Genomic DNA, 23,400 nt, shown 5'->3' on the forward strand with positions numbered 1-23,400 from the left:
TTCTCAGATCGTTTGATGACTATCCTTTCATCGAATTGATCTTGTCGGCCTCAGTCGTGGCTTTGTTCCGGTAGAGCGCGATCAGGATCGCGATTCCCACCGCCGCCTCCGCCGCCGCCACCGTAATCGTGAACAGCGAAAAAATGTGACCGGTCAAGTTGGCATACAATCCGTACTTGGAGAAAGCGACCAAATTGACGTTGACAGCGTTCAGCATCAATTCGATGGAAAACAGCACCATCACCGCATTCCGCTTCGTCAGCACCCCGTACAAACCGATGCAGAAGAGGATGGCCGACAATGCCAGATACGAAGTGACCGGCATCAGGATTCCTCCTTCCGGGCCAGGACGACCGCCCCCACCAGTGCAGCCAACAGCAGCACCGACACCAGCTCAAACGGGATCACCTGCTGTTGAAACAACACATGACCGATGCGTTCCACCGTATAACCGGACGTATCCGCCGTTTTCGCCGGAAGGGGCGTCCGGTAGATCACCCACATCACGATGCCGAAAAACGCCGCCACCCCTGCAAAAGAGAGTCCCTGCCGCAATCCGAACGGTTCGGCTTCCCCTTCATCCTGATGACGGGTCAACATGATCATGAACAGCATCAGGATGGTGATCGCTCCGGCATAGATCAACACTTGCACGACCGCCAGAAACTCCGCGTTCAACAGCAGATACAACCCGGCAATGCTGAAAAACGTGAACGCCAGGGCCAACGCCATATGAACCACTTTCGTCAGGTTGATCATGAACACGGCACCGCCGATCGCCATGACGGACAAGATGAAAAACGCGACAAACTCTCCGGTCAGCTGTACCAATTACGACCCTCCCCGGATGTTCTGATCGTTTTCATGGAGCCACTCCAGATTTTTGAACAGTTCGTCCCGGCTGTAGGTCGCCAGCTCATAGTTGGAGGTCATCACGATCGCCTCGGTAGGGCACACCTCCGTGCACAAATCGCACAAAATGCAAATTTCGAAGTTGATGTCGTAGGTGTCTATGATTTTTCCCTTTTTGTTGGGATCGGGATGTTTTTTGCCCGTCAGGGTGATGCAATCGGTCGGGCAGATGCGTGCACACTGGTTGCACACGATGCACTTCTCCGGGTCGAAGTGCTGGATGCCCCGAAATCGCTCCGGCATCTTCAGCGGTCGATCCGGATATTGATAGGTCACCTTTTTCTTGGTCATGGTTTTCAGTGTGATGCCCAAACCTTTTATCATCCCAAGCATGGGAATCCCTCCCAAGTCACGTCAATAAAACCGGCCGATGAACGGCACTTCCCTCAGCAGAGCGGACAGGAAAATGTTGAGGAGCGCCAGTGGAAGGAGCACCTTCCATCCCAACTGCATCAACTGATCCATCCGCACCCGTGGAAAGGTCGCCCTCAGCCAAAACAGGAAAAAGACGACGATGACAAATTTGATGACAAACCAGACGATCGGCGGGATGAACGTCAGACCGAAAACAGGGTTCCATCCGCCCAGAAACAGGACTGTCGTCAATGCAGACATTGCGAATACATACACATATTCGGCCAACATGAAAAAAGCGAAACGAAATCCGCTGTATTCCACATGATAACCCGCCACCAGTTCCGATTCGGCTTCCGGCAAATCGAACGGTGTACGGTTCAGTTCGGATACGGAAGCGACGAGAAAGACCAGAAAGCCCAAAAATTGCGGCACGATAAACCACATGTCCGCTTGCGCAGCGACGATCTCTTTCAGGTTGAGTGATCCCGCGGCCATGATCACACCGACCACCGACATGACCAAGGGAATTTCGTAACTGATCATCTGGGCCGCCGAGCGCATGCCGCCCAACAGGGCATATTTGTTGTTGGACGACCATCCCCCGACCATGACGGCAATGGTGGTGATGCTGGAAACTGCCATATAGTACAGCAGCCCCACGGCGATGTCGGAAAAGACCAATGACGGTGTGAACGGAATCACCGCCACGACGGCGAACGCCGGCATAAACGCGAGAATCGGGGCCGCCTTGAACAGCGTGTGATCCGCTTTGTGCGGGACGGTGTCCTCCTTGAACAACATTTTCAGTACATCAGCCACCGTTTGCAGGATTCCCCACGGCCCGACGCGGTTGGGGCCGACACGACTCTGCATCCACCCGATCACTTTGCGCTCAAACAATACGGCCATCGTGACGAACCCCAACAGGATGAACAGCATGACGACGGCCCCGATGGTTTTCCCTATCTCCATCCGCCTCTCCACCTCCTGGAAACGAGCCAAACTTCGTCGGAATCAGCGATCCTTCTCTCAGTTGGATGATGACCAGACACATACTTCGGGGGTGTCTGATCCGGATGACGTGCATCCTGTTCCCGGCTCGCATCACCTGCGTTCTCTCCGGAAGCAGAAACTTGTACGCTTGCAACCGGGGATGCAGGACGCAGGCAACGTACGCTTTGCTCAGAGAAAGTTGCCTGCCATTGTTGGATCCTCTCGTTTTTCCGGTTCTCCGCCGGGTCGGGGTGGAGCAAGTCGCTCATCCGGGTAAACCCTGCCTCTGACGGAATGGCCGGACACTCACTCCCGCCGCGAGCGGAATCTTCTTTTCCCAAGTATGCCGTTCCTGTCGGTTTCCCAATCAAATCTCCGGATCGAGTGGCTCATAATCTTTCCGAAGGGGATGGCCCTCCCAGTGTTCGGGCAAGAAGATGCGCTTCAGATTGGGATGTCCGTCGAAACGGATTCCCAACAAATCGTACACCTCACGTTCGTTCCAATCGGCCCCGATCCACACGGAGGTCACCGAATCGACCCGCGCTTCGTCACGGTCCGTTTTCACCCGGACACAGAGGGAATGACGATGCCGGAACGAGTAGAGATGATAGACCACTTCCATGTGGGTCTCATAATCAACGCCCGACAGATTTTGCAAGTAGTCAAAGGCGAGCGAATCGTCCTCTTTTAACAGACGGGCCACCTCAAGCCATTTCTCCTTTGCAACCACGATCGTGGGCAAATGATGATTGGGCCGATTGATCATGGCTTCTTCCACCGCATCATCCCCTGCTTGTTTCCGGATGGTGTCGACAAACGCATCCAATACGGGTTGTTTGGGTGAAGTTTCCAATGGCTTCTTTTTCTCTTCCGCTTTTCGGGCCGCCGGATTCCGCCCCGCCCCCACCGGTTTGGCTCTGGCCGCGGCTGCCGCTTTCGCGCGGGCGGCTGCTGCGGCTTTCCGCTTGGCATCCGCATCAGCGGCATTTGCGGTTGTATCCTTCACTTGATCGTTTTTCACGGTTTTCTCGTTTGATTCCGTTCGGTGTGTCTTCGGGGATTCCCGATCGACTTCACCACCCTTTTGGTCATCGGAGTCGCTGGCGGAGGCTGGATGGTTTTTTCCTCGCTCTTCCTTGTCCATCACTGGTGGGTGACCCTCCTCCCGGTCTTCGCTTCATATCGGATTTTTTCCTGAAGTTTGTTGATCCCGTAAATCAATGCTGCGGGATTGGGCGGACAACCAGGGATGTAAACGTCGACCGGGACGATCTGGTCAACGCCCTTCACCACCGAATACGATTTCACATACGGGCCGCCGGCCGTGGCACAGGAACCCATGGCGATCACCCATTTGGGTTCCGGCATCTGATCGTACAATCGTCGAAGCAAAGGCCCCATCTTTTTGGTGACGGTACCAGCGACGATCATCAAATCAGCCTGTCGGGGAGAAGCACGGAACATCACGCCGAAGCGGTCCAAATCATAATGGGAACCGCCCGTCCCCATCATTTCGATGGCACAACAGGCCAAGCCAAAGGTCAACGGCCAAAGCGAGTTGCTGCGGGCCCACCCTTTGACCTGCTCCAATGTGGTGGTCAACACGTTGCGCTCCAGTTCCTTTTTCTCCTCCGGCAACAATCCTTCCAGATTTATTTCCATTCCAACACCTTCTTTTTCCAGGCGTAGCATAATCCGACCAACAACAACAGCACAAACACGAGCATTTCCACCAGCGTGAACAATCCGACGCCGGATCGAAGCTCGTGATACACCGTCGCCCAAGGGTAGAGAAAAATCGTCTCCACATCAAAGACGACGAAAAGCAGCGCGAACAGGTAATATCGCACATTGAACTGAATCCAACTGTCTCCCACCGGATCGGCTCCGCTTTCATAACTGATCCCTTTTGCGGGAGTCGGTTTCCGGGGGCGAAGAAGGCTTCCCGCCGTAAACGCGACAAGCGGAAGTCCCAACCCGAGCAAAAAGAATACGGCAAGCATGACGTAATTGGCGGAATAGCCCATATCCAAGGTTACCCTCCAAATGGTCTGATTTTTCATCGTGAGCGTTGGAGTTGCGCGAGACTGCACTCCTTGATCTTTTCTCCAATATGGTACGCCGGCGGCGGGTTTCAGTACCATTTTTATGCTGAACCGATTTATGGTTGATGAAAAAATCCCGTTTTTCCCCATCCCTTCCGATGTAAGCGCTTCATACAACGCGGGAATCGTAATTCCCACTATTTTTTACCCTCATTATAGCAGAATGATTCAAAAGTGTCTAACATCAACTGGTTTTTACTAGATACTCACATTTTATTTTTTTACAAAACTCGGTATTTACATTGCCCATTCCACTTTTCTTGCATCCCTGTCGGTGTTCCTTCATTTAAGGATGAAATGGACAGATCATGATTTTGATTTTTCTGTATGGTATTATTGGGTTATAAAGAATTTGCCATTTTCACCCCGAATTTCGAATAACGGACACACAACTGAATTTCCCTCATCCAACGCGATTACCTCCAATCATTCACAATCGCCAATCAGATTGTCCGGCCTGCGGTGAGATCACCCTCACCAAGAAAGGGGGAATTCTGTGCGCCATTTTTTCACAAAGAAAAACGGGCGATATGCGGGACTGATCGTGATCGGGGGGATTGGCGGCTGGCTGGTGGCATTGACCGATCTTCCCGCCGGGTGGATGATCGGGTCATTGATGGTTTCCGCCATCATGACGTTTTGGAAACCACACTGGTTTCATCCGAACCAGCGAGAGTTTTCGATGTTTTGGCAAAACGCGGGGCAATTGCTGTTGGCGATTGAACTGGGAAAGCAGGTGAACCGCTCGATTTGGCTGACCTTGTTTGAAAACGGCCCGATTATCATCATTGTGTTGATCGTTTCCTTCGGGGCTTCGCTATGCTGTGGTTGGGCTTTGTGGCGATACAGCCGCACGGATCTGCTGACCGGTCTGTTCGCCTCCACTCCCGGCGGGATGTCCACCATGCCGAGCCTGGCAGAAGAAATGGGAGCCAACCCGATTGTGGTAAGTATGGTGCAATTGATTCGCCTTTCTCTCGTGGTCAGCCTGATCCCGCTCTTGGCATTCGCCTTTGTCGGTCACCCTTCCGGGCATGTCGTATCTGCCAGGACAGACAACGGATCATTCTGGGTGACGATTGTATTGACCGTTGCTGCCTGGATTGCGGCCATTGTCGGGAAACGACTGAAATTTCCGGCTCCCTGGCTGACAGGTGGTATGCTGGGAACAGCACTCGCTCAAACGGCCGTCTCCGTCTGGTTCGGGCACGATCTGCATCCCTGGTGGAGTGATGCGCTTTTTTGTGCAGCCCAAGTGTGGATCGGCACCGGCATCGGCATCAAGGTCAGCAGACAACGGTTGATGGAAGTCAAGTCAGCGGCGCTGGTGGGCGGTATCACGTCCTTCCTCATGCTGTCGGTCATGGTGCTTTGTGCGTTCATCATCTCGAAATGGACGAATATCCCGCTGACCACTTCCCTGTTTGCCATGGCACCGGGTGGTGTTGCCGAAATGGCGGTCACATCCATCAGTTTTCATGCAGATGCCACATTCGTCGTTGCCGTGCAGGTAATACGTGTCCTGGCGGTGATCATCATGCTCCCGCCGGTGCTGCGATGGCTGCATCGGATCACATGCAACTCGCACGCTTAAAGCAAAGCCGTCAGACAGACCTTCATTCACCGCAACAGATTGATGACAAAGTCCCAGGCTCCGAATTCCCGTCCTCAGCTACACACGCGTCGGAAATCCGGTTCCGCTCCTCAAGAAGAATATGCTCCCGAGATTGCTGACAAAGTGTTACTCCCGATTCCGGGTGCACCATTTTCCCTCTCGCTCCTGTTTCGCTAGCTCAAAGGTCGCTCGTGGGAAAACGGCCACCCTCTTTTTAGGTAACGGGATTTCTCGTCGGAGCGACTCTGGTTGCCGCTACGGAGCGGCAACCCACGGAGTTTGTCAATACTCCTCCCCAAAATCCGTTAAAAACGCGGTGAAACCAAATCATCCGGACCAAGGTGTGTCTCTGGTCATTCCTTGAAGGGGCAATGTTTTCCCAAGTGCGCGACGATCCGAGCCCGTCCAAGCAGGGGAACCGAAAGTGCAGAAACCGAATCTGCGGGCAATCTCCGTTATGCCAAGCGCAACTGGCCCGCGTCTCGGATTCCAATCGACCGCGATCCTGCTTCCCGATCGTCCCGAAAAGCGGTGCAAACATCCGACACGTCCCGGTGCGAAACCGTTGTGCATGGATGTGGGTTACCATCAGATAAAACGAGAGTCCACGGTGATGTGAAACGGAGGGCAACTGGCGCTTTTGCCGTGTGGAATCAACAGCACACAAAAACTGCCGGTGCAATACCGGCAGTTTTTGTGTTCTCTCCGTTTCCTGTTTATCTCCGGGCCACGTTGAGGCGGTTTTCGGCGCGGCGCAACGCGTATTCCGCGCGTGCACGGTCGATGTCAGGCGAGCTTTCGGCCAAACGGCGCTCGGCCCGTTCCTTGGCCGCTTTCGCCCGCTCGACGTCGATTTCCTCAGCCAACTCCGCCGCCTCAGCCAGCACGGTCACCTTGTCCGGACGCACTTCCAAGAAGCCGCGGCTGACAGCCACTTGGCGTTCGTTGCCATCTTTTTTGATGCGTACGACCGTGACGTCCAAAGGGCTCACAAAGGGAGCGTGCTTGGGCAATATCCCGATGTCCCCTTCAGCGGCCCGGGTGATCACCATCTCCACCTCGTCGGAAAACACTTTCCGCTCGGGGGTGACGATGTCCAATTGAATCGTACTCATGGACACCCGCTCCTTTTACGCATCTTAGGCGAGTTGTTTCGCCCTTTCCACGGCTTCGTCGATTGTGCCCACCATGTAGAAGGCGTCTTCCGGCAGGTCGTCGTGTTTGCCTTCCAGGATTTCTTTAAATCCGCGCACCGTTTCTTTGACCGGCACATATTTACCCGGCATACCGGTGAACTGCTCGGCCACGTGGAACGGTTGCGACAGGAATTTCTCGATCCGACGCGCCCGGGCCACGATCAGTTTATCGTCGTCGGACAACTCGTCCATCCCCAGGATGGCGATGATGTCCTGCAGTTCTTTATACCGCTGCAGAATTTGCTGCACGCCGCGGGCCACTTCGTAGTGTTCGCGCCCCACCACGGACGGGGTGAGAATCCGCGATGTGGATGCCAACGGGTCCACCGCCGGATAAATCCCTTTCTCGGCCAATTTCCGCTCCAGGTTGGTCGTCGCGTCCAAGTGTGCGAACGTGGTGGCCGGAGCCGGGTCGGTGTAGTCGTCGGCCGGCACGTAGATCGCTTGGATCGAGGTAACCGAACCGTGTTTGGTCGAGGTGATCCGCTCTTGCAGCTGACCCATCTCGGTCGCCAGCGTCGGCTGATAACCCACGGCGGACGGCATCCGACCAAGCAGCGCGGACACTTCGGAACCGGCTTGTGTGAATCGGAAGATGTTGTCGATGAACAAGAGCACGTCCTGTCCTTCGGTGTCACGGAAGTACTCCGCCATGGTCAGACCGGTCAACGCCACGCGCAGACGGGCCCCCGGCGGTTCGTTCATCTGGCCGAACACCATGGCCGTTTTGCTGATAACGCCGGAGTCTTTCATTTCGTGGTACAGGTCGTTCCCTTCGCGGGTCCGCTCACCCACACCGGCAAACACGGACAAACCGCCGTGCTCCTGCGCGACGTTGTGAATCAGCTCTTGGATCAAGACGGTTTTTCCTACGCCGGCACCGCCGAAGAGACCGATCTTACCACCCTTGGCGTACGGGGCCAAGAGATCCACGACTTTGATCCCGGTTTCCAGCATTTCTTCTTGGGTGGATTGTTCTTCAAAACTCGGGGCCGGACGGTGAATCGGATGACGCTCTTCCGCTTTCACCTCACCCGCCTCGTCAATCGGCTCTCCCAATACATTGAACACACGGCCCAAGGTGGCTTTGCCCACCGGCACCGAGATCGGCGCACCGGTATCCACCGCTTTCATGCCCCGTACCAAACCGTCGGTGGAGGACATGGCCACGCAACGAACGATGTTGTCACCCAGGTGAACGGCGGCTTCCACCACCAGGTTGATGTCCCGTTCGTCGCTGGACTCCGCTTTGTGTTCGATTTTGATCGCGTTATAAATCTCAGGGAGATGGCCCCGCTCAAACTGGATATCCACGACGGGACCCATCACCTGTACGACGCGTCCAGTGCTCATCAGTTTCCCTCCTCAGCTTCAGATGGGATACACTCATTCCGTACTTTATCCAAACTGCGTAGATCGCAGGGTTGATCAGGACAATGCGTTGGCTCCGGCGACGATTTCGGCGATTTCCTGTGTGATCGCGGCCTGACGCGCCCGGTTGTATTGCAGGGTCAAAGTGGCGATCATCTCGGTCGCGTTGTCGGTCGCATTGCCCATCGCGGTCATCCGGGCACCGTGTTCACTCGCTTTGGACTCCAACAGTGCGCTGAAAATGAGTGTCTCGGCATAGCGCGGCAACAGTTCCGCCAGCACTTCTTCTTCATCCGGTTCATATTCATAGAGGGTCCGGGCCTGACCTTCCAAGCTGATGCTTTCCAACGGAAGCAGTTGTTTTTCCACCGGACGCTGGGTGACCGGGTTGATAAATTCGTTGTAGAGCAGAACCAGCTTGTCGTATTTCTCCTCCGCATAAAACTGCACCGCTTGGCGGGCAATCTGCTTGATGTCCGCGAAGGTCGGCGAATCCGGCAAGCCCACCACTTCTCCGATCACCGGATATTTCCGGCGCTTCAGGAAGTCACGCCCTTTGCGCCCGATCACGAAAATCACATACTCATCCGGGCTTTGATGCCGTTCGCGCACGATTTGCACCAATTTGCGAAGCAGGTTACTGTTGAAACCGCCAGCCAGTCCACGATCCGACGTGATGATCAGGTAGCCGGTTTTCTTCACTTCACGGGCGACCAACATCGGGTGTTCCACAGAGGTGCCGGCTGCAATGTTGGCGATCACTTCGCGCATTTTCTCCGCGTACGGACGCGCCGATTCCACCCGCTCCTGCGCACGGCGCAGTTTGGCCGCATCAACCATTTCCAACGCCTTGGTGATTTGTCTGGTGTTTTGAACCGAGCGGATCCGGCGTTTGATTTCCCGTTTGTTCTTCACGCATCTTCACCGCCTTTCTGCCGACGGCGTCCCGGCTCCGCCCGCATCCGCGAGCGGACCCGGTCACCGTGGGAGTTCGGACTCGCTGTTTATTTTTGCTCCGAAGTGACAAAGCCTTTTTTGAACGTTTCCAAGGCTTTTTTCAGGTTTTCTTCGATCTCTTTGGTCAGTTCCTTTTTCTCGCGGATGCCTTGCAGGATTTCTTTGCCTTCACTGTCCAGATAGGCATGGAATTCTTTTTCAAAGCGGCGAACGTCCGCCACCGGAATATCATCCAGGTATCCTTTGGTCACCGCGTAGATGGAGACGACTTGTTTCTCCACCGGCATCGGTTGGTGTTCATCCTGCTTGAGGATTTCCACCACGCGCTCCCCGCGGGCGAGACGGGCCTGGGTCGCTTTGTCCAGGTCGGAACCGAACTGGGCGAAAGCGGCCAGCTCACGGTACTGCGACAGGTCCAGACGCAAGGTACCGGCCACTTTTTTCATCGCCTTGATCTGTGCGGCACCCCCTACGCGGGATACCGAGATCCCGGAGTTCACAGCCGGACGAATACCGGAGTAGAACAGGTCGGACTCCAGGAAGATCTGACCGTCGGTGATCGAGATCACGTTGGTCGGAATATAGGCGGAAACGTCACCGGCCTGCGTTTCGATGAACGGCAGCGCCGTCAGCGAACCGCCGCCTTTTTCGTCACTCAGCTTGGCGGCGCGCTCCAACAGGCGGGAGTGCAGGTAGAAGACGTCACCCGGGTATGCTTCACGGCCCGGCGGACGACGGAGCAACAAGGACAGCTCCCGGTAGGCGGCTGCCTGTTTGGTCAGGTCGTCGTATACGACCAGCACGTGTTTGCCTTTGTACATGAAGTACTCGCCCATCGCGCAACCCGCGTACGGAGCCAGGAACAACAGCGGAGCCGGGTCCGAAGCCGTCGCGGAGACGACGATGGTGTAGTCCATCGCACCGAAACGACGCAGTTTTTCCACCACACCGACCACGGTGGATTGTTTTTGACCGATGGCCACGTAGATACAAATGACGTCTTGGTCTTTTTGGTTGATAATCGTGTCAATCGCGATCGTCGTTTTCCCCGTTTGCCGGTCACCGATGATCAACTCCCGCTGACCGCGGCCGATCGGCACCATCGCGTCAATCGCTTTGATCCCCGTTTGCAGCGGTTCATGCACCGATTTCCGGTCGATGACGCCCGGAGCTTCCGATTCCACCGGACGGAATTCGGTCGTTTCAATCGGACCCTTGCCATCCAACGGTTGACCCAGCGGGTTGACCACGCGGCCCAGCAGGGCTTCACCCACCGGCACTTCCATGATGCGGCCGGTCCGCTTCACTTGGTCACCTTCGCGGATGCCGGTGTATGGTCCGAGGATAACCACCCCAACATGGTCTTCTTCCAAGTTGAGCGCCATGCCCATGACGCCGTTGGCAAACTCAAGCAACTCGCCCGCCATCACTTTTTGCAATCCGTAGACGCGGGCGATCCCGTCACCAACCTGAATGACGGTTCCGACATCGGAGATTTCGATCTCGGCCCGGTATTGTTCGATCTGCTGCTTAATGAGCGAACTGATCTCTTCCGGTTTGATGCTCATAAACCGTTTTCACCCCTATCTGTCCATATCCGTTCTTCAACGCATACGGGTTCCGCTCAGCTGTTGCTGGAAACGGTCCAGTTTCGTCTTCAGGCTGCCATCGTACAGGCGGTCGCCGACCCGTACAATCACCCCGCCCAAAATATCGGAATCCACCACGTTGGTGATGGAGAGCTCTTTCCCGATCAGTTTTTTGAAAAGGGCAATCAAACGCTTTTGATCTTTGACCGTCATCTTCCGCGGCGTCGTCACAACCGCATCCGCCACGCCGCGCGATTCGTTGGCCAACGCGCGGAATTCCTCCGCGATTTTGCCGATCGCCGATTGCCGTCCCCGGTCGATCAGAAGGAACAGGAGATGTTTCGTCGGCTCCGACAGCTCTCCGAAGATGCGTTCCAACAATTCTTTTTTCTCTTCTTTGGCCACCTGCGGATACGCCAGCCATTGCTGAAATTCACTGTTTTCCTCCAGTGTCCGGACTACGGCAAACAGCTCTTGCTCGACTTGATCCAACAACTGTTTCTCGGTTGCCACCTCGAACAAGGCGCGCGCATACCGTTTGGCTACCACCGATTGACTCATTGCAGTTCGCCTACCTGTTCAAGATAGCGACTCACCAATTTGGATTGCTGTTTGGCGTCCACTTCTTTTTCCAACACTTTGGAAGCCAGGAGGATGGTCAACTGACCAACCTGATCCCGGAGTTCGGCCAATGCTTTTTCCTTCTCGCGAGCAATTTCCTTGGACGCTTCCTGGATCATCCGTTCCGCCCGCTCTTGGGCTTCCTTGATGATCGCTTCGGCTTCCTGCTCTTTTTGCTTCTTGGCCCGCTCCAACAGTTCACGTGCTTCTTTGCGCGCTTTATCCAGCTCTTCGCGCTGCTCTGCGACCAGCCGCTCCGCTTCGGCGCGGTTTTTCTCCGCCGTGTTGATCTGTTCGTCGATATAGGCTTGGCGCTTTTCCATCACACCCATGACCGGGCGAAGCGCAAAGCGAATGATCAAGCCCATCAAAACGAGGAAGGCGACCAACTGGAACAGCATAGTGCCCAATTCCAGCTTTAACACACCAAGTCACTCCCTTCAACCGTGCTGAACGCCACCGGATGCTTGTATGAGTACAGCAATATGCGGGGTAGAGGGTTCTACCCCGCCTTCACGTCTTCACGTCGGAAGTTCGTTATTTGCCCAAAATCCCGAAGAGGACCATGATACCGAAGGCAACGGAGATAACCGGCAACGCTTCGACGAACGCAATCCCGAGGACCATTGGGCCGAACAACTTGGCTTCCGGCTGACGGACCATGCCTTCCAGATAACGGCTGTACACCAAAGCGTTCCCAATGCTGGCACCAAAGGCGGCCAGACCCAACATAATAGCAGCAGCAATCATCAACATGAGCAAATTCCTCCTTCAGGATACTTTTCGGTAAAATTTCGATACTTTTCGGATTCCTCTATTTTAATCTGGTTTTAATCTCCATCGTGTATTAATGGTCATGAGCCAGTTTTTGCCCGATGTAAACAACGGCCAACACCGTAAACACATAAGCTTGGATCGTGCCGACGAACAGCGAATACGCCAGCCAGGGCAACAGCGGCAATGAACCGAACACACCGGCTTTCACCATGATCAGAATCAGCACTTCCCCTGCGAAAATGTTCCCCCACAAACGCAGCGCGTGGGTCACCGGTTTTGCGATCTCATCGATGATGTGCATCACCACCATCGGAGCGAACGGTTCAAAATAATGCTTCACGTACCGCTTGGCTCCCGAGCGGATCCCCATATAGTGTGCAAAAAGTGTGATAGTGACTGCCATGACGACCGGAATGTTGATATCTGCGGTGGGCGATTTCCACCAAGCATAATGCTTGCCTTCCTCGATCCCGAGAGCCGGAATGGCGTGATGCGCTTCCGTGCTGATGTTGAGGATCAGGCCCAGTTGGTTGGCCACAAACAGGAACAAAAAGAGCGTAAAGGCGAACCCCACGTATTTCTCCGCCGTCTTCGCGTCCAAACCGATACGGGTGACGCCACGTATGAATTCAATGAGCATTTCAACGAAATTCTGCATTTTCGTCGGCCGAATGTCCCGTCCACGCGTACCCCATAGAGCGATCAGAAAGACCACGACGCAGGTGACGACGGTCGTGATCATCACGGCTACGTCAAACGTGAGGCCGAACAAATGAATCTTCGGTGTGAGCTCCATCCCATCTCTCACCTCTTTTCTTTGGAAAATTGGCGCTGAGTGTGCCGTAATCCCACGGCGATGAGGAGAATATATGGAACCGGTAACCCCAGCAGGACGGACCGGTAATCGATCCACTCGGGAAACCGGACAGCTAACAACATCGGAAACGCCGCCATCAAAAACCGGTTGACCAAACCTGTTTTGACCCGCCGATTCCCGGACGCGGCGGACGCAATCTGTGCATCAAGGATACGGAGTTTGTGGATGAGGTAGAGGACATTGTACAAACCGGCTACGCCACCCATAAAAAAACCCGCAAAAAACGCCTTCCACGACGTCGTCCACCACAAAAACGAAACGAGGGCCAAGAAGATGGAGGTGAGAATGGCCGTTTGACGGCGGTAGAGGTTTTGCGCGTCCATTTGGAGTCATTCCCTTAATAAAGCCTTGATGGTATAGACAACACTGGCTATACCCAAGATAAACCCCAACAACATCCCCGTGACCAAAAGGACAGGTCGGGTGTGCCAACGTTCATCCAACAGCCATCCCAACCAACTGCCCCCGACTGCCAAGAACACCACTTCCAAGCCAACCATACCAGCGATAGCCATCATTTTCCAGGGATTATCTGTGCTTTCCTTCACAAAATCCCCCTCTGTATACAGTCTCTTGGCAAACAGGCAGGATCCAACGGGGGAGGAAACAAACGATCCTTTTTTGTGCTGCAGATCACCTTTTTTCGGGGTGGCCATATTGTTCCCCGTATATACTATCGAAGCTTCACAACCGTTGTCAACGCTTCCGCAGACGCAATTTTGAACAAAAAGTCACATTTTGATCAACTGATCCAAACGCTGGCGGCAGTTGTTTCTGCAGGGTGAGATGGCAGAGAATCCCTTGTTCAATCCGCTCCAATCGGGGCTGTCAAGATTTTGCCATGATCTGCACCCTCTTTTTCCCTTTCAGTTTGTCCAATATGAGATGTCGATAGTCGAAGCGAACCGTCGTTTTCGCACATCCATCTGCCCTGCAAGGAAGCAGATCCAGGTCGCTTTGTAACGGGGGGCGCGGGGTGCGAGCAAAGTACGCTTCATTCCCGCGCTTTTCCGGTTCTCCGCTCAATGGGCTTAAAAACCGACTTGTCAGGAAAACGGTGCGGCTTGATGAATGACCAGACGCGCTCACTGTCCCATTGCTTTCCCGGCTCACTCCACCTGTGCCCTGCAAGGAAGCAGGCCATGACCGCTCCGACCCGGAGCGCGGGACGCGGCAAAGTACGCTTCGCTTTGAGGCGGTCCGCGATTTCCATCCTGCGCTTTCCGGGTCTTCGCTCGCCTGGGTAACCATTTGCTCCCTTACGGATTTACCAGACACGCCCTAGCCCGCGTTTTCACTCATGGTCCGTTCCTCCGCTTTGTCGGCTCCTAAAAGCCGCTCAACCGGAAAAACATCTCCCCCTGCATAATCATCATTGCGATCAGATTTCATTCCGGGCTTCTCCCTACCATCCGTTTGTTAACCGCATTCTTTCTTTTATTTCGTACCGAAAAGACGGTCGCCCGCATCTCCCAGTCCGGGGACGATGTAGCTTTTCTCATTCAGCTTCTCATCCACCGCCGCAACATAGATATCCACGTCATCATGCTCACGGTGAACGCGTTCGATCCCTTCCGGCGCGGCGATCAAACACATCAACTTCATATTGCGTGCGCCCATTTCTTTCAAGATGCGCAGAGCCGCAGCGGCGGAACCGCCCGTTGCCAGCATCGGGTCGATGACGATCAGATCGCGCTCCCCGATGTCAGACGGCATTTTGGAATAATACTGAACCGGCTCCAGCGTTTCCGGATCGCGATACAATCCCAGATGCCCCACTTTCGCCGTCGGGATCAGGCGCAAAATGCCGTCCACCATTCCCAAGCCGGCCCGCAGGATCGGCACCAATCCCAACTTTTTGCCGGAAAGCACCTTGCACTTGGCCGGCGCTACCGGCGTTTCCACAGTCACTTCCTCCAACGGCATGTCCCGCGTGATCTCGTAGGCCATCAGGGCCGATACTTCTTCCACCAGTTCGCGAAACTCTTTCGTGCCGGTTCGCTTGTCGCGTATATAGGTCAATTTGTGTTGAATCAACGGATGATCAAACACATACACATGTCCCATGATGGTTCACTCCCTTCGGATTCCTTCCACATTGTACAGGTCTTCCGGGCCGTTTGTCCATTTTGAGTCCGATCCTGTCGCGTGCATCTTTTTCCAGAACCGCTCCCCATGCGACCTGCAAGGGAGGTTGCCAAGGCCGCCAGTAACCCGGGGTGCAGGACACGGGCGTACACTTCTTCATTTCCGCGCTTTTTTCGATTCTCCGCTCATTCGGTCTTGAGAACTCGCCTATCAGGGAATGTGTTGCCGCCTGATCGAATGAACATTCCCCAAAAACAGGATATCACCCCAAAAAAAGACTGCCGCATCGTACGGCAGGCACGTTGTTGACAAAAACCGATCCCCGTCTAAGCTCCACATTCAGCGGCAAAATCAGCGCTCTCTCATCCAAAAGAGAGTGGCCGTTTTCACACGAGTGTCCGTTGGGCTGTCGAAAGAGGAGCGAGAGGGAAAACATCACCCGAGAAATCAAGAGCAGTTTCACAGCCGCATCATACGGCAGATCGCTTTTGACAAAGTTCGGCGAACATCATTGTTTCGATTGCCGCTTTTTCAGGGTGGGTCGTTCCCTCCAATCGGGAAAACCCACCCTTGTTTCATTTGGATGATCACTTCATGATGCGGTTTATAACTTCAAATCGGGATACAGCGGGAACTTGGCGGTCAATCGGGACACACGCTGACGCGCTTGATCCTGTGCTTGGGCGTCATCCGGATTTTTCAGGACCAGCGACATGATGTCGGCGATTTCTTCCATCGCTTCCTCATCCATTCCCCGTGACGTGACTGCCGGTGTACCGATCCTGATACCACTGGTGACAAACGGACTCTCCGGATCGAAGGGGATGGCATTTTTGTTGACGGTGATACCCACTTCGTCCAAGAGGTGCTCCGCCTGTTTCCCGGTCAAGTTCAAGTTGCGGACATCGATCAGGATCAAGTGGTTGTCCGTACCGCCGGAAATCAGTTGGAATCCGCGTTCGGTCAGTGCTTGTGCCAAACGGGCCGCATTGTTGACGACTCTGGCCGAGTAATCTTTGAACGAATCGGAAAGTGCCTCGGCAAAAGCCACCGCTTTGGCCGCAATCACATGCATCAACGGACCGCCTTGGATGCCGGGGAAGATCGACTTGTCAATCTGTTTGGCGTATTTCTCCTTGCACAAAATCATTCCGCCCCGGGGACCGCGCAACGTTTTGTGCGTGGTGGTCGTAACAAAATCGGCATACGGAACCGGGTTGGGATGATGTCCCGTCGCCACCAGACCGGCGATGTGCGCCATATCGACCATCAACAGGCAACCTGCTTCATCGGCGATCTCCCGCAGCTTGGCGAAATCGATCGTCCGCGGATAGGCACTGGCGCCGGCGACCAGCAATTTCGGTTTGTGTTCGAGGGCCAGGCGACGCACTTCTTCATAATCGATCCGATGCGTTTCGGGATCGACGCCATAAGCGACAAATTTGTACAACTTTCCGGAAAAGTTGACCGGACTGCCGTGGGTCAAATGACCGCCGTGGGCCAGGTTCATCCCCAGTACCGTATCGCCGGGTTCCAACACGGCGAAATAAACGGCCATGTTGGCTTGCGCCCCCGAGTGCGGTTGCACATTGGCATGTTCCGCACCGAACAGCTTTTTCGCCCGCTCACGGGCCAGATCCTCCACGATGTCCACATATTCGCAACCGCCGTAGTACCGTTTTCCGGGATACCCTTCCGCATATTTGTTGGTCAGCACGGTTCCCAACGCTTCCAGCACCGCACGGCTGACAAAGTTTTCAGACGCAATCAGTTCGATTTTTCCTTGTTGACGGGCCAACTCGCTTGCGATGGCTTCCGCCGTTTCCGGGTCTGTTTGCCGAATGTGTTCCAGCACCGACTTCTCCTCCTTTTTCACGTGCCATTCGTTCACTATCTTATCATGTCCGGCACTTCCGACAAAGTGGAATCAAAATCTTGCCTGCCTCGTGATCCAGTGCGATCAATGTTGCAACGTATAGACGGCACGGGCACCGCCAATCAATTTGGGACGTGTTTTGGCCATCGTCACATGCGCTTCCCCGATCTGCCGACAACTGGGGCGCACCGGTACGGCTACCGGCTTCAAGTGCATGCCGATCAACGTGTCGCCGATGTCGATCCCGGCGTCGGCACGCACACTTTCCACTATGACCGCATCATCCAGATGCCGGTAAGCATAGGCAGCCATCGCACCGCCCGCTTTCGGTACGGGAACGACCGTTACCTCTTCCAAATGAAACCGTTCCATGGTTTCCCTGCGAACCACCAAGGCCCGGTTCAGGTGTTCACAACATTGAAATGCGAGATGAAAGCCGTATTTCTTTTGGGCTTCCATCAATTCTTGAAAGATGGCCCTGGCTACTTCGTCATTCCCAGCGGTACCGATCCGCTTCCCGATTACCTCGCTGGTACTGACGCCGACCACCAACAGATGACGTTCATCCAACGGCTTCCCGGCCATCAATTCATCCACCAGCCGCATCACCTGTCCGGGGGTGAAGAGATCCGGTTTGGTCTCACTCATACCCCGCTCACTCCTCCAACGCTCCAATCTTTTCTACCCGGCGTTGATGGCGGCCTCCCGCGAATTCCGTCTCCAGGAACACCTCCACGATCTCCCGTGCCAGCCCGGGACCGACGACACGCTCACCGATTGCCAACACATTGGCATCATTGTGCTCCCGGCTCATCCGGGCGGAAAAGGTGTCGCTCACCACGGCGCAACGAACACCCTTCACCTTGTTTGCCGCGATCGACATGCCGATTCCCGTCCCGCAGACAAGGATGCCCCGATCGAATTCCTTTTTGGCCACCCGTTCGGCCACAGGCTGCGCATAATCGGGATAATCGACGGAATCCGGGCAATCACATCCCACATCTTCGAAGGCGATCCCCTTTTCTTGCAACCATTGTTTGATTTCCTCCTTCAAACGGTAACCGCCATGATCCGAACCGATAATCACTCGCATTCGACCGCCTCCTGTTGTTCATCCTCTACGATCATAGTATACCCGGTTGCCGCTCTGCGAGGTAGACCGACCTTTCCTGGGAAATATTTTCGCTCGCCCAATTTTCGTCCATATAAAATGCGGGGGCTGTCTCCCTCCCGCTACTGCGACGGTTGGAAAACGGCTCCCGCATTGCATCCGGCTTTCTGAACCACCCATTACGGTATGCGGAATCCGCGTCAGCGGAGAACATCAGCCCCGCTTCGCCGTTTCTCCACGCAGACGGTCAATCAACCGTTTCAGCAGTTCTTCCAACTCTTCTGCGCACCGCTCATACACCTCCACTGATCCTCCAAACGGATCGGCCACATCCAAATCACCCAACCGCTCCTGCAATCGGGTCCATAACCGCTCTTCCCGTTCCCGCAGGGAACGCATGGCATCGTCATCGGACTTTTTCTGTCCCAATGCCTCCATGGTGGCCAGTTCCGCCCGTATTCCGTCCAACTCCCGGATCAGTGCTTCCGTATCCGCGTCGGACAACACGTATTCCTTCAATGTGTACGCCTTTCCGATAGTCTGTGGGTAAAAGGCGGTCAACATTTGTTTGTGTCCCGTGGTCATGGTCAGGATCAAATCAGCCCACTCCAACAGCTCAGGTTGAATCGAGCGCGACCGGTGGTCATGATCGATGCCTTTTTTCTTCAACACCTCAACGGCATGACGGGAAGCAGACATCCCATCCATCGCCGACACGCCGGCGGAACGCACCTCCACTTTAAGACCCGCTTCCCGTGCCAAACGGCGAAACAATGCTTCAGCCATCGGACTGCGACAGGTATTTCCCGTACAAACGAACAAGATGCGTTTCACCCGTTCACCCCCTGTCTTCCCATTATCCATGAATGACGTGGATCATATACATCAAAAACATACCACAGATTGCCCCGCTCAACGCCCACTTGTGATCCAACATCCATGCCCGGGGTGCCACTTCACGCATCATCATCCCCGTCATCACCGTAATTGCCAGCATGAGTCCCACTGCAATCACATCCGGTGCATCTCGCCACCGACCTGTTCCCATCCAGGTCCCGACAGGCAGCGCACTACCGGCAAGGAGACTGTAGGCCAGCACCGTCATGCGGGGTCGGCGCGCCGCCATCATCGGTAAGGCCATGCCGATGCCCTCGGGTACATTGTGCAGTGCCAGCGCGATGACCAGCGCAATTCCCGTTTCCTTGTGGAGATCAAACCCGACTCCGATGGCGGCCCCCTCAGGAAGGTTGTGCAAAATCACGGTGACAGCCATCACATTGCCGACCCGTCTCATCCCATGTTCGGATGACTCAAAAGACGTCGGTGAACTGTGGCGATGAAACAGCAATATCCACAACATGCCCAATGAAATTCCCATCACGACATGCGGCCAAGATCCCCAGATCCAAACCAACGGGAACAGGTGCAACAGCGCCACAAACAACATTGCGCCTGCTGACAACCCCAATGCCGCTGCCAATCCGCGCTCGGAAAGCGGCTTCCCTCTCCCGATCACCATGGCTGCACCCGCTACCGTCGTCAAACCGGAGCACATGCTGAAAAACAGCGCCTCATTCATCCCGAGCGCCCCTTACCATAGGAATTGCACACCCAGATACAACAGGATCGCTCCGCCGAAAATTTCTCCGTATTCCCCGATCCAAGTGCCAGCCCGCCGCCCTGCCGCCATTCCCAAAATACCCAAAGTTCCGCCCGATACACCGGACAACAGCGCGGCGCTGATCATGTTGCTGTGAAACAAACCCAACGATAACCCGGCTGAAAGTGAATCCAGACTGACGCTCAACGCAAACAGGATCATACCCCAAAAAGAATTGTGATGCAGTATCGTACACTCGTCTGATCCCCGGAATCCCTGCACCAACATGTTGACACCGAGAAAACACAACAAGCCACCGCCCACCATCGCGGCGAGATTCCCGACAAGGACGCTGAGATACCGCCCCATTCCCATCCCAAATAAAGGGAGTAACACGTGAAACATTCCGATCACGCCACTGATCATGAGTGCCCTGGAACGGCGGATTCCCCTCAATCCCAATCCCACCCCGAGGGAGAACGCATCCATGCCCAATGCGACGGCAATCAAAATCAAGGTCATCCATTGTCCCCATTGCGGCAAGGAAAGACTCACGTCATCTCCTCCCCCGTGCCTGTCCCGCTTGTCTTCACATGGATATGCGGGCAGAACCGGAAAAAGAACAAAGGCCGGGGGCATGCATGTTTCCGGGCAAAGAAAAAATGACGGGAATTCGGTCCCGTCAGACAAAGCCCCTGAATCCGTTTCCCGTCCCTCTCCATTTCAACAGCCGGAGTGGGCGGGAATTCGGGTCCGCCCCCTATAAAGAGGATGGCCGTTTTCCGCAACCAACGTTGGAGCTGCTGAAAGAACAGCGAAAAAGAAACGGCACACCCCGAAATCGCGGGTGGCCGGAAATCCGTCAGCAATCTCCGCGGGAATCCTCCTCCGCATGGATGATTCGCCCTTCTGCCGCTTTTCGCAGGCGGTTCATCACCGTAAACCAGATTCCGTCATCGGGGAAGGATTCCGCCAAAATATAATCAGCTCCCAATTCGTCAAACCGACGCAAGGCGGCGTACAAACCGCGGGCCACGCTATCGGGTTCGGACCGTTTGCCGCAAGAAACCACCCAATCCGCTTCATAGCGCATCAATCGCTCATCCGTGGTCAGAATGCCGACTCGCCGCCCTTGTGCGGCGGCATCATCGGCCAAACGCTGAATGGTGCGCATCATATCGGCTTCCGTTCCTGTCACCAACCACATCTCGCCGTTCGGGGCGTAGTGGCGGTATTTCATACCCGGCGACCGGGGACGCTGCACTTCCGCTTGCAACCCGGGATCTACACGCACCTCACCGACTGCGTCCTTCAGCGCTTCCAACGGAATGCCACCCGGCCGCAGCAAGATCGGTACCTTCTCCGTCACATCGACAACGGTGGATTCCACACCGACACCCGCCGGACCGCCATCAAGCAACCCGTCAATCTTTCCGGCAAGATCTTCCCATACATGCTCCGCCTCCGTCGGGCTGGGGCGCCCGGAACGATTGGCGCTGGGCGCCGCAACCGGCACACCCGTCTCCTGGAGCAATGCGAGGGCCACCGGGTGGGAGGGCATCCGCACCCCGACAGTATGCAGCCCGGCAGTCACCGAGGGAGCAACCGTGCCCCGGTGAGGAAGAATCAAGGTCAACGGACCTGGCCAAAACCGCTCGATCAAAACCCGTCCGGCATCCGGCAAAGCGGAAACCAGCCCATCCAACTGATCCCGTTCGCCGATATGCACAATCAACGGATTGTCACTCGGCCGTCCTTTGGCCTGGAAGATTTTCATGACCGCTTCATCGGACCTGGCATCTGCACCCAATCCGTATACGGTTTCCGTGGGGAACGCGACCAATTTCCCCTCCCGCAACATGGCGGCCGCTTCCCGAATGCCGATTTCCCGTTTCAATTGATCCACCGAAGCGTGCGGTTGTTCTATGGTCCATCTCCTGGTTTTTACTTGCACTGCCGTCACCCTTTTTCGTCCATTTCCCCTTTCATGATATCATACTCCTCCATGTCCAGCCGCATCAACACGCCCGCATCGGCGCGAATCTGCCGGACATGCTCGGATTCCCGCATTTCCCGGGGCGCCTTGTCCCATTCGACGGGTTGAAAACCCAACGCCAGAAACAGCGGATGAACGGTCTTGGAGAGCAAAAACAAATCTTGCAACTGCAACCGTTTGGCCAATGCCATCGCCGCTCCGAACATGGAAATACCCAGATCAGGGCTCCACGATTTCCGTTCAACCACAAACGAGCGCAACAATCCGGATCGTCCATACACTTCCATCCCCACCGTCCCCGCCAGTCGCTCTTTTTCGGGGGAATCCGGTCTCTCCGCCACCAAAAAGCGTTGTACACGCTCGTCCACACCACCCGTATACAACCCCGCCCCTTCCAACATTTCCACGATGGCGGGGAAGTCCCCTGTCCGCGCCAATCGCACGCGCATGAATCCACCCTCTCCTTTTCCCGTCAATCTATCACTGGAAATCTATGCGCGCCCAAGAAACAATAGAACCCCGCTTCGCTCATCCTTTGCATTTACGAAAGAAAGCCGCCTGAAAACCCAGGCGGCCAAAGAAGTACCTCCAACGCTCCAGACGGGTGGCGTATCAACGCATTCATCTCAATGCGCGTCCCATAATCCGGTGAAAAAATCCTTCAGCGAATCCCACAAGAACGAACGCACCTGTACCGGTTTTTCCTCGGGTTGGAAGGATTCCTGTGCGGGAGCGGCCCACGCTTCATTCGTCGCCATCGCCGACAGCCGCCGCTCCTTGGTTTGTGGGACGGCATCCCCATTGCTCATGTCGACGAAACACAACGGCGGGAACAGAACGCACCACCAATTGTCTCCCTGCCCCTTTCCGATGGTGATGCGCAACGCTTCGTATTGACCGGCGGGATATACCTGGTCACCGTACAGTTTGGTCGGAAAAGCAACCAAGCCGAAATCGACTTTCACCGGGTAGGTATACCCGTGCTGACGAACAGTTCGTTCCGCGATTGACTGAAACAACGGCAGGCGTGAACGAATGGCCTGACGCGCCTCCACAATATTGCGCGGCCGCTGTGCCCACGTCCCGATCTCGGCGATCACGGCATCACGCACCTGCCGCTTCAACCATTGATCTTGCGCACTGTCGCTGTTGGCCAAAATACGCAATCGAATCGCCTGTTTGGGGATAACCGGTTTCTTCTCCCCTTTTTGGGGCGGGGTCGACTGAGCCGCCACGCTCATCACTGTACCGTCTGACAGCTTGTCTCCCGTCCAAAACCAACCCCATGTGCAGAAGACCATAACAGCCAATATCCAGCCATAAGTCCGTAAAAAAGGCATGACTGCCGACCTCCTC

Annotated in this window: 29 protein-coding genes; 2 read left to right on the plus strand and 27 right to left on the minus strand. The window is 55.2% G+C overall.

Going from position 1 to position 23,400, the window contains the following annotated elements; all coding sequences use genetic code 11:
* Positions 1-19: 19 nt before the first annotated feature.
* The 7 genes from nuoK to JQC72_RS00725 form a co-directional block, all read right to left on the minus strand.
* On the minus strand, positions 20-331 hold the full coding sequence (nuoK, locus tag JQC72_RS00695; RefSeq protein ID WP_205492243.1) for an NADH-quinone oxidoreductase subunit NuoK: 312 nt from the start codon (positions 329-331) through the stop codon (positions 20-22).
* Positions 325-822, minus strand: coding sequence for an NADH-quinone oxidoreductase subunit J (locus JQC72_RS00700; RefSeq protein WP_205492244.1), 498 nt, complete (start codon positions 820-822; stop codon positions 325-327). The genes nuoK and JQC72_RS00700 overlap by 7 nt, the downstream gene beginning before the upstream one ends.
* A gap of 9 nt (positions 823-831) precedes the next feature.
* A complete protein-coding gene (nuoI, locus tag JQC72_RS00705; RefSeq protein WP_205492193.1) occupies positions 832-1,245 on the minus strand; it encodes an NADH-quinone oxidoreductase subunit NuoI in 414 nt (137 codons plus the stop codon).
* 21 nt (positions 1,246-1,266) lie between these two features.
* Positions 1,267-2,241 (minus strand): NADH-quinone oxidoreductase subunit NuoH, encoded by a 975-nt coding sequence (gene nuoH / locus JQC72_RS00710; protein ID WP_205492194.1) that lies wholly within the window; start codon positions 2,239-2,241, stop codon positions 1,267-1,269.
* A gap of 388 nt (positions 2,242-2,629) precedes the next feature.
* Positions 2,630-3,409, minus strand: coding sequence for an NADH-quinone oxidoreductase subunit C (locus JQC72_RS00715; protein WP_302104379.1), 780 nt, complete (start codon positions 3,407-3,409; stop codon positions 2,630-2,632).
* Positions 3,409-3,927 (minus strand): NuoB/complex I 20 kDa subunit family protein, encoded by a 519-nt coding sequence (locus JQC72_RS00720; RefSeq protein ID WP_205492196.1) that lies wholly within the window; start codon positions 3,925-3,927, stop codon positions 3,409-3,411. The genes JQC72_RS00715 and JQC72_RS00720 overlap by 1 nt, the downstream gene beginning before the upstream one ends.
* Positions 3,918-4,292, minus strand: a complete 375-nt coding sequence (locus JQC72_RS00725; protein WP_205492245.1) for an NADH-quinone oxidoreductase subunit A — start codon at positions 4,290-4,292, stop codon at positions 3,918-3,920. Before JQC72_RS00725 ends, JQC72_RS00720 begins: the two co-directional genes overlap by 10 nt.
* A gap of 574 nt (positions 4,293-4,866) precedes the next feature.
* On the opposite strand from JQC72_RS00725, the gene JQC72_RS00730 reads away from it, so the two are divergent.
* Both JQC72_RS00730 and JQC72_RS00735 read left to right on the plus strand, forming a co-directional pair.
* Positions 4,867-5,964, plus strand: coding sequence for an AbrB family transcriptional regulator (locus tag JQC72_RS00730; RefSeq protein WP_205492197.1), 1,098 nt, complete (start codon positions 4,867-4,869; stop codon positions 5,962-5,964).
* A gap of 445 nt (positions 5,965-6,409) precedes the next feature.
* Positions 6,410-6,604: a hypothetical protein gene (locus JQC72_RS00735; RefSeq protein WP_205492198.1), complete on the plus strand. Its 195-nt coding sequence runs from the start codon at positions 6,410-6,412 to the stop codon at positions 6,602-6,604.
* Between the two features lie 97 nt (positions 6,605-6,701).
* Here the strand turns inward: JQC72_RS00735 and JQC72_RS00740 are convergent, their stop codons facing one another.
* From JQC72_RS00740 to spoIIR, 20 genes are all read right to left on the minus strand, one after another.
* Positions 6,702-7,100, minus strand: coding sequence for a F0F1 ATP synthase subunit epsilon (locus JQC72_RS00740; RefSeq protein ID WP_205492199.1), 399 nt, complete (start codon positions 7,098-7,100; stop codon positions 6,702-6,704).
* Positions 7,101-7,124: 24 nt separating this feature from the next.
* The gene (atpD, locus tag JQC72_RS00745; RefSeq protein WP_205492200.1) at positions 7,125-8,534 is read right to left on the minus strand and encodes a F0F1 ATP synthase subunit beta; all 1,410 of its coding nucleotides are present in this window, start codon (positions 8,532-8,534) and stop codon (positions 7,125-7,127) included.
* 75 nt (positions 8,535-8,609) lie between these two features.
* Complete coding sequence (gene atpG / locus JQC72_RS00750) at positions 8,610-9,467, minus strand: ATP synthase F1 subunit gamma (RefSeq protein ID WP_205492201.1); 858 nt, start codon at positions 9,465-9,467, stop codon at positions 8,610-8,612.
* Between the two features lie 89 nt (positions 9,468-9,556).
* A complete protein-coding gene (atpA, locus tag JQC72_RS00755; protein ID WP_205492202.1) occupies positions 9,557-11,077 on the minus strand; it encodes a F0F1 ATP synthase subunit alpha in 1,521 nt (506 codons plus the stop codon).
* A gap of 36 nt (positions 11,078-11,113) precedes the next feature.
* Positions 11,114-11,659 carry a F0F1 ATP synthase subunit delta gene (locus JQC72_RS00760; RefSeq protein ID WP_205492203.1) on the minus strand — a complete coding sequence of 182 codons (546 nt, stop codon included), beginning with the start codon at positions 11,657-11,659 and terminating at the stop codon, positions 11,114-11,116.
* Positions 11,656-12,144, minus strand: a complete 489-nt coding sequence (gene atpF, locus JQC72_RS00765; protein WP_442956977.1) for a F0F1 ATP synthase subunit B — start codon at positions 12,142-12,144, stop codon at positions 11,656-11,658. The genes JQC72_RS00760 and atpF overlap by 4 nt, the downstream gene beginning before the upstream one ends.
* A 112-nt stretch (positions 12,145-12,256) precedes the next feature.
* Positions 12,257-12,475, minus strand: a complete 219-nt coding sequence (gene atpE, locus JQC72_RS00770) for an ATP synthase F0 subunit C (RefSeq protein WP_205492204.1) — start codon at positions 12,473-12,475, stop codon at positions 12,257-12,259.
* Positions 12,476-12,566: 91 nt separating this feature from the next.
* On the minus strand, positions 12,567-13,292 hold the full coding sequence (gene atpB / locus JQC72_RS00775) for a F0F1 ATP synthase subunit A (protein WP_205492205.1): 726 nt from the start codon (positions 13,290-13,292) through the stop codon (positions 12,567-12,569).
* Between the two features lie 8 nt (positions 13,293-13,300).
* Positions 13,301-13,696, minus strand: a complete 396-nt coding sequence (locus tag JQC72_RS00780; protein ID WP_205492206.1) for an ATP synthase subunit I — start codon at positions 13,694-13,696, stop codon at positions 13,301-13,303.
* Positions 13,697-13,702: 6 nt separating this feature from the next.
* Complete coding sequence (locus JQC72_RS00785; protein WP_205492207.1) at positions 13,703-13,921, minus strand: AtpZ/AtpI family protein; 219 nt, start codon at positions 13,919-13,921, stop codon at positions 13,703-13,705.
* An 889-nt stretch (positions 13,922-14,810) separates the two neighbouring features.
* Entirely contained in the window at positions 14,811-15,440 is a 630-nt protein-coding gene (gene upp / locus JQC72_RS00790) for a uracil phosphoribosyltransferase (protein WP_205492208.1), read from the minus strand.
* A 625-nt stretch (positions 15,441-16,065) separates the two neighbouring features.
* Positions 16,066-17,316 carry a serine hydroxymethyltransferase gene (gene glyA / locus JQC72_RS00795; RefSeq protein WP_419179819.1) on the minus strand — a complete coding sequence of 417 codons (1,251 nt, stop codon included), beginning with the start codon at positions 17,314-17,316 and terminating at the stop codon, positions 16,066-16,068.
* A gap of 105 nt (positions 17,317-17,421) precedes the next feature.
* Positions 17,422-17,985, minus strand: a complete 564-nt coding sequence (locus JQC72_RS00800) for a TIGR01440 family protein (RefSeq protein WP_419179820.1) — start codon at positions 17,983-17,985, stop codon at positions 17,422-17,424.
* A 7-nt stretch (positions 17,986-17,992) separates the two neighbouring features.
* Positions 17,993-18,430 (minus strand): ribose 5-phosphate isomerase B, encoded by a 438-nt coding sequence (gene rpiB / locus JQC72_RS00805; RefSeq protein ID WP_205492209.1) that lies wholly within the window; start codon positions 18,428-18,430, stop codon positions 17,993-17,995.
* A 231-nt stretch (positions 18,431-18,661) separates the two neighbouring features.
* On the minus strand, positions 18,662-19,282 hold the full coding sequence (locus tag JQC72_RS00810; RefSeq protein WP_205492210.1) for a low molecular weight protein arginine phosphatase: 621 nt from the start codon (positions 19,280-19,282) through the stop codon (positions 18,662-18,664).
* Positions 19,283-19,304: 22 nt separating this feature from the next.
* Entirely contained in the window at positions 19,305-20,027 is a 723-nt protein-coding gene (locus JQC72_RS00815; RefSeq protein WP_205492211.1) for a ZIP family metal transporter, read from the minus strand.
* 12 nt (positions 20,028-20,039) lie between these two features.
* Positions 20,040-20,603 carry a manganese efflux pump MntP gene (locus JQC72_RS00820; protein WP_335342366.1) on the minus strand — a complete coding sequence of 188 codons (564 nt, stop codon included), beginning with the start codon at positions 20,601-20,603 and terminating at the stop codon, positions 20,040-20,042.
* A gap of 307 nt (positions 20,604-20,910) precedes the next feature.
* Complete coding sequence (locus JQC72_RS00825; protein ID WP_419179821.1) at positions 20,911-22,002, minus strand: L-threonylcarbamoyladenylate synthase; 1,092 nt, start codon at positions 22,000-22,002, stop codon at positions 20,911-20,913.
* Positions 22,003-22,007: 5 nt separating this feature from the next.
* Positions 22,008-22,493 carry a GNAT family N-acetyltransferase gene (locus JQC72_RS00830; RefSeq protein WP_205492214.1) on the minus strand — a complete coding sequence of 162 codons (486 nt, stop codon included), beginning with the start codon at positions 22,491-22,493 and terminating at the stop codon, positions 22,008-22,010.
* A 177-nt stretch (positions 22,494-22,670) separates the two neighbouring features.
* Positions 22,671-23,384: a stage II sporulation protein R gene (spoIIR, locus tag JQC72_RS00835; RefSeq protein WP_419179822.1), complete on the minus strand. Its 714-nt coding sequence runs from the start codon at positions 23,382-23,384 to the stop codon at positions 22,671-22,673.
* Positions 23,385-23,400 lie beyond the last annotated feature (16 nt).

The sequence above is a fragment of the Polycladomyces zharkentensis genome, assembly GCF_016938855.1.
Lineage (GTDB): Bacteria > Bacillota > Bacilli > Thermoactinomycetales > JIR-001 > Polycladomyces > Polycladomyces zharkentensis.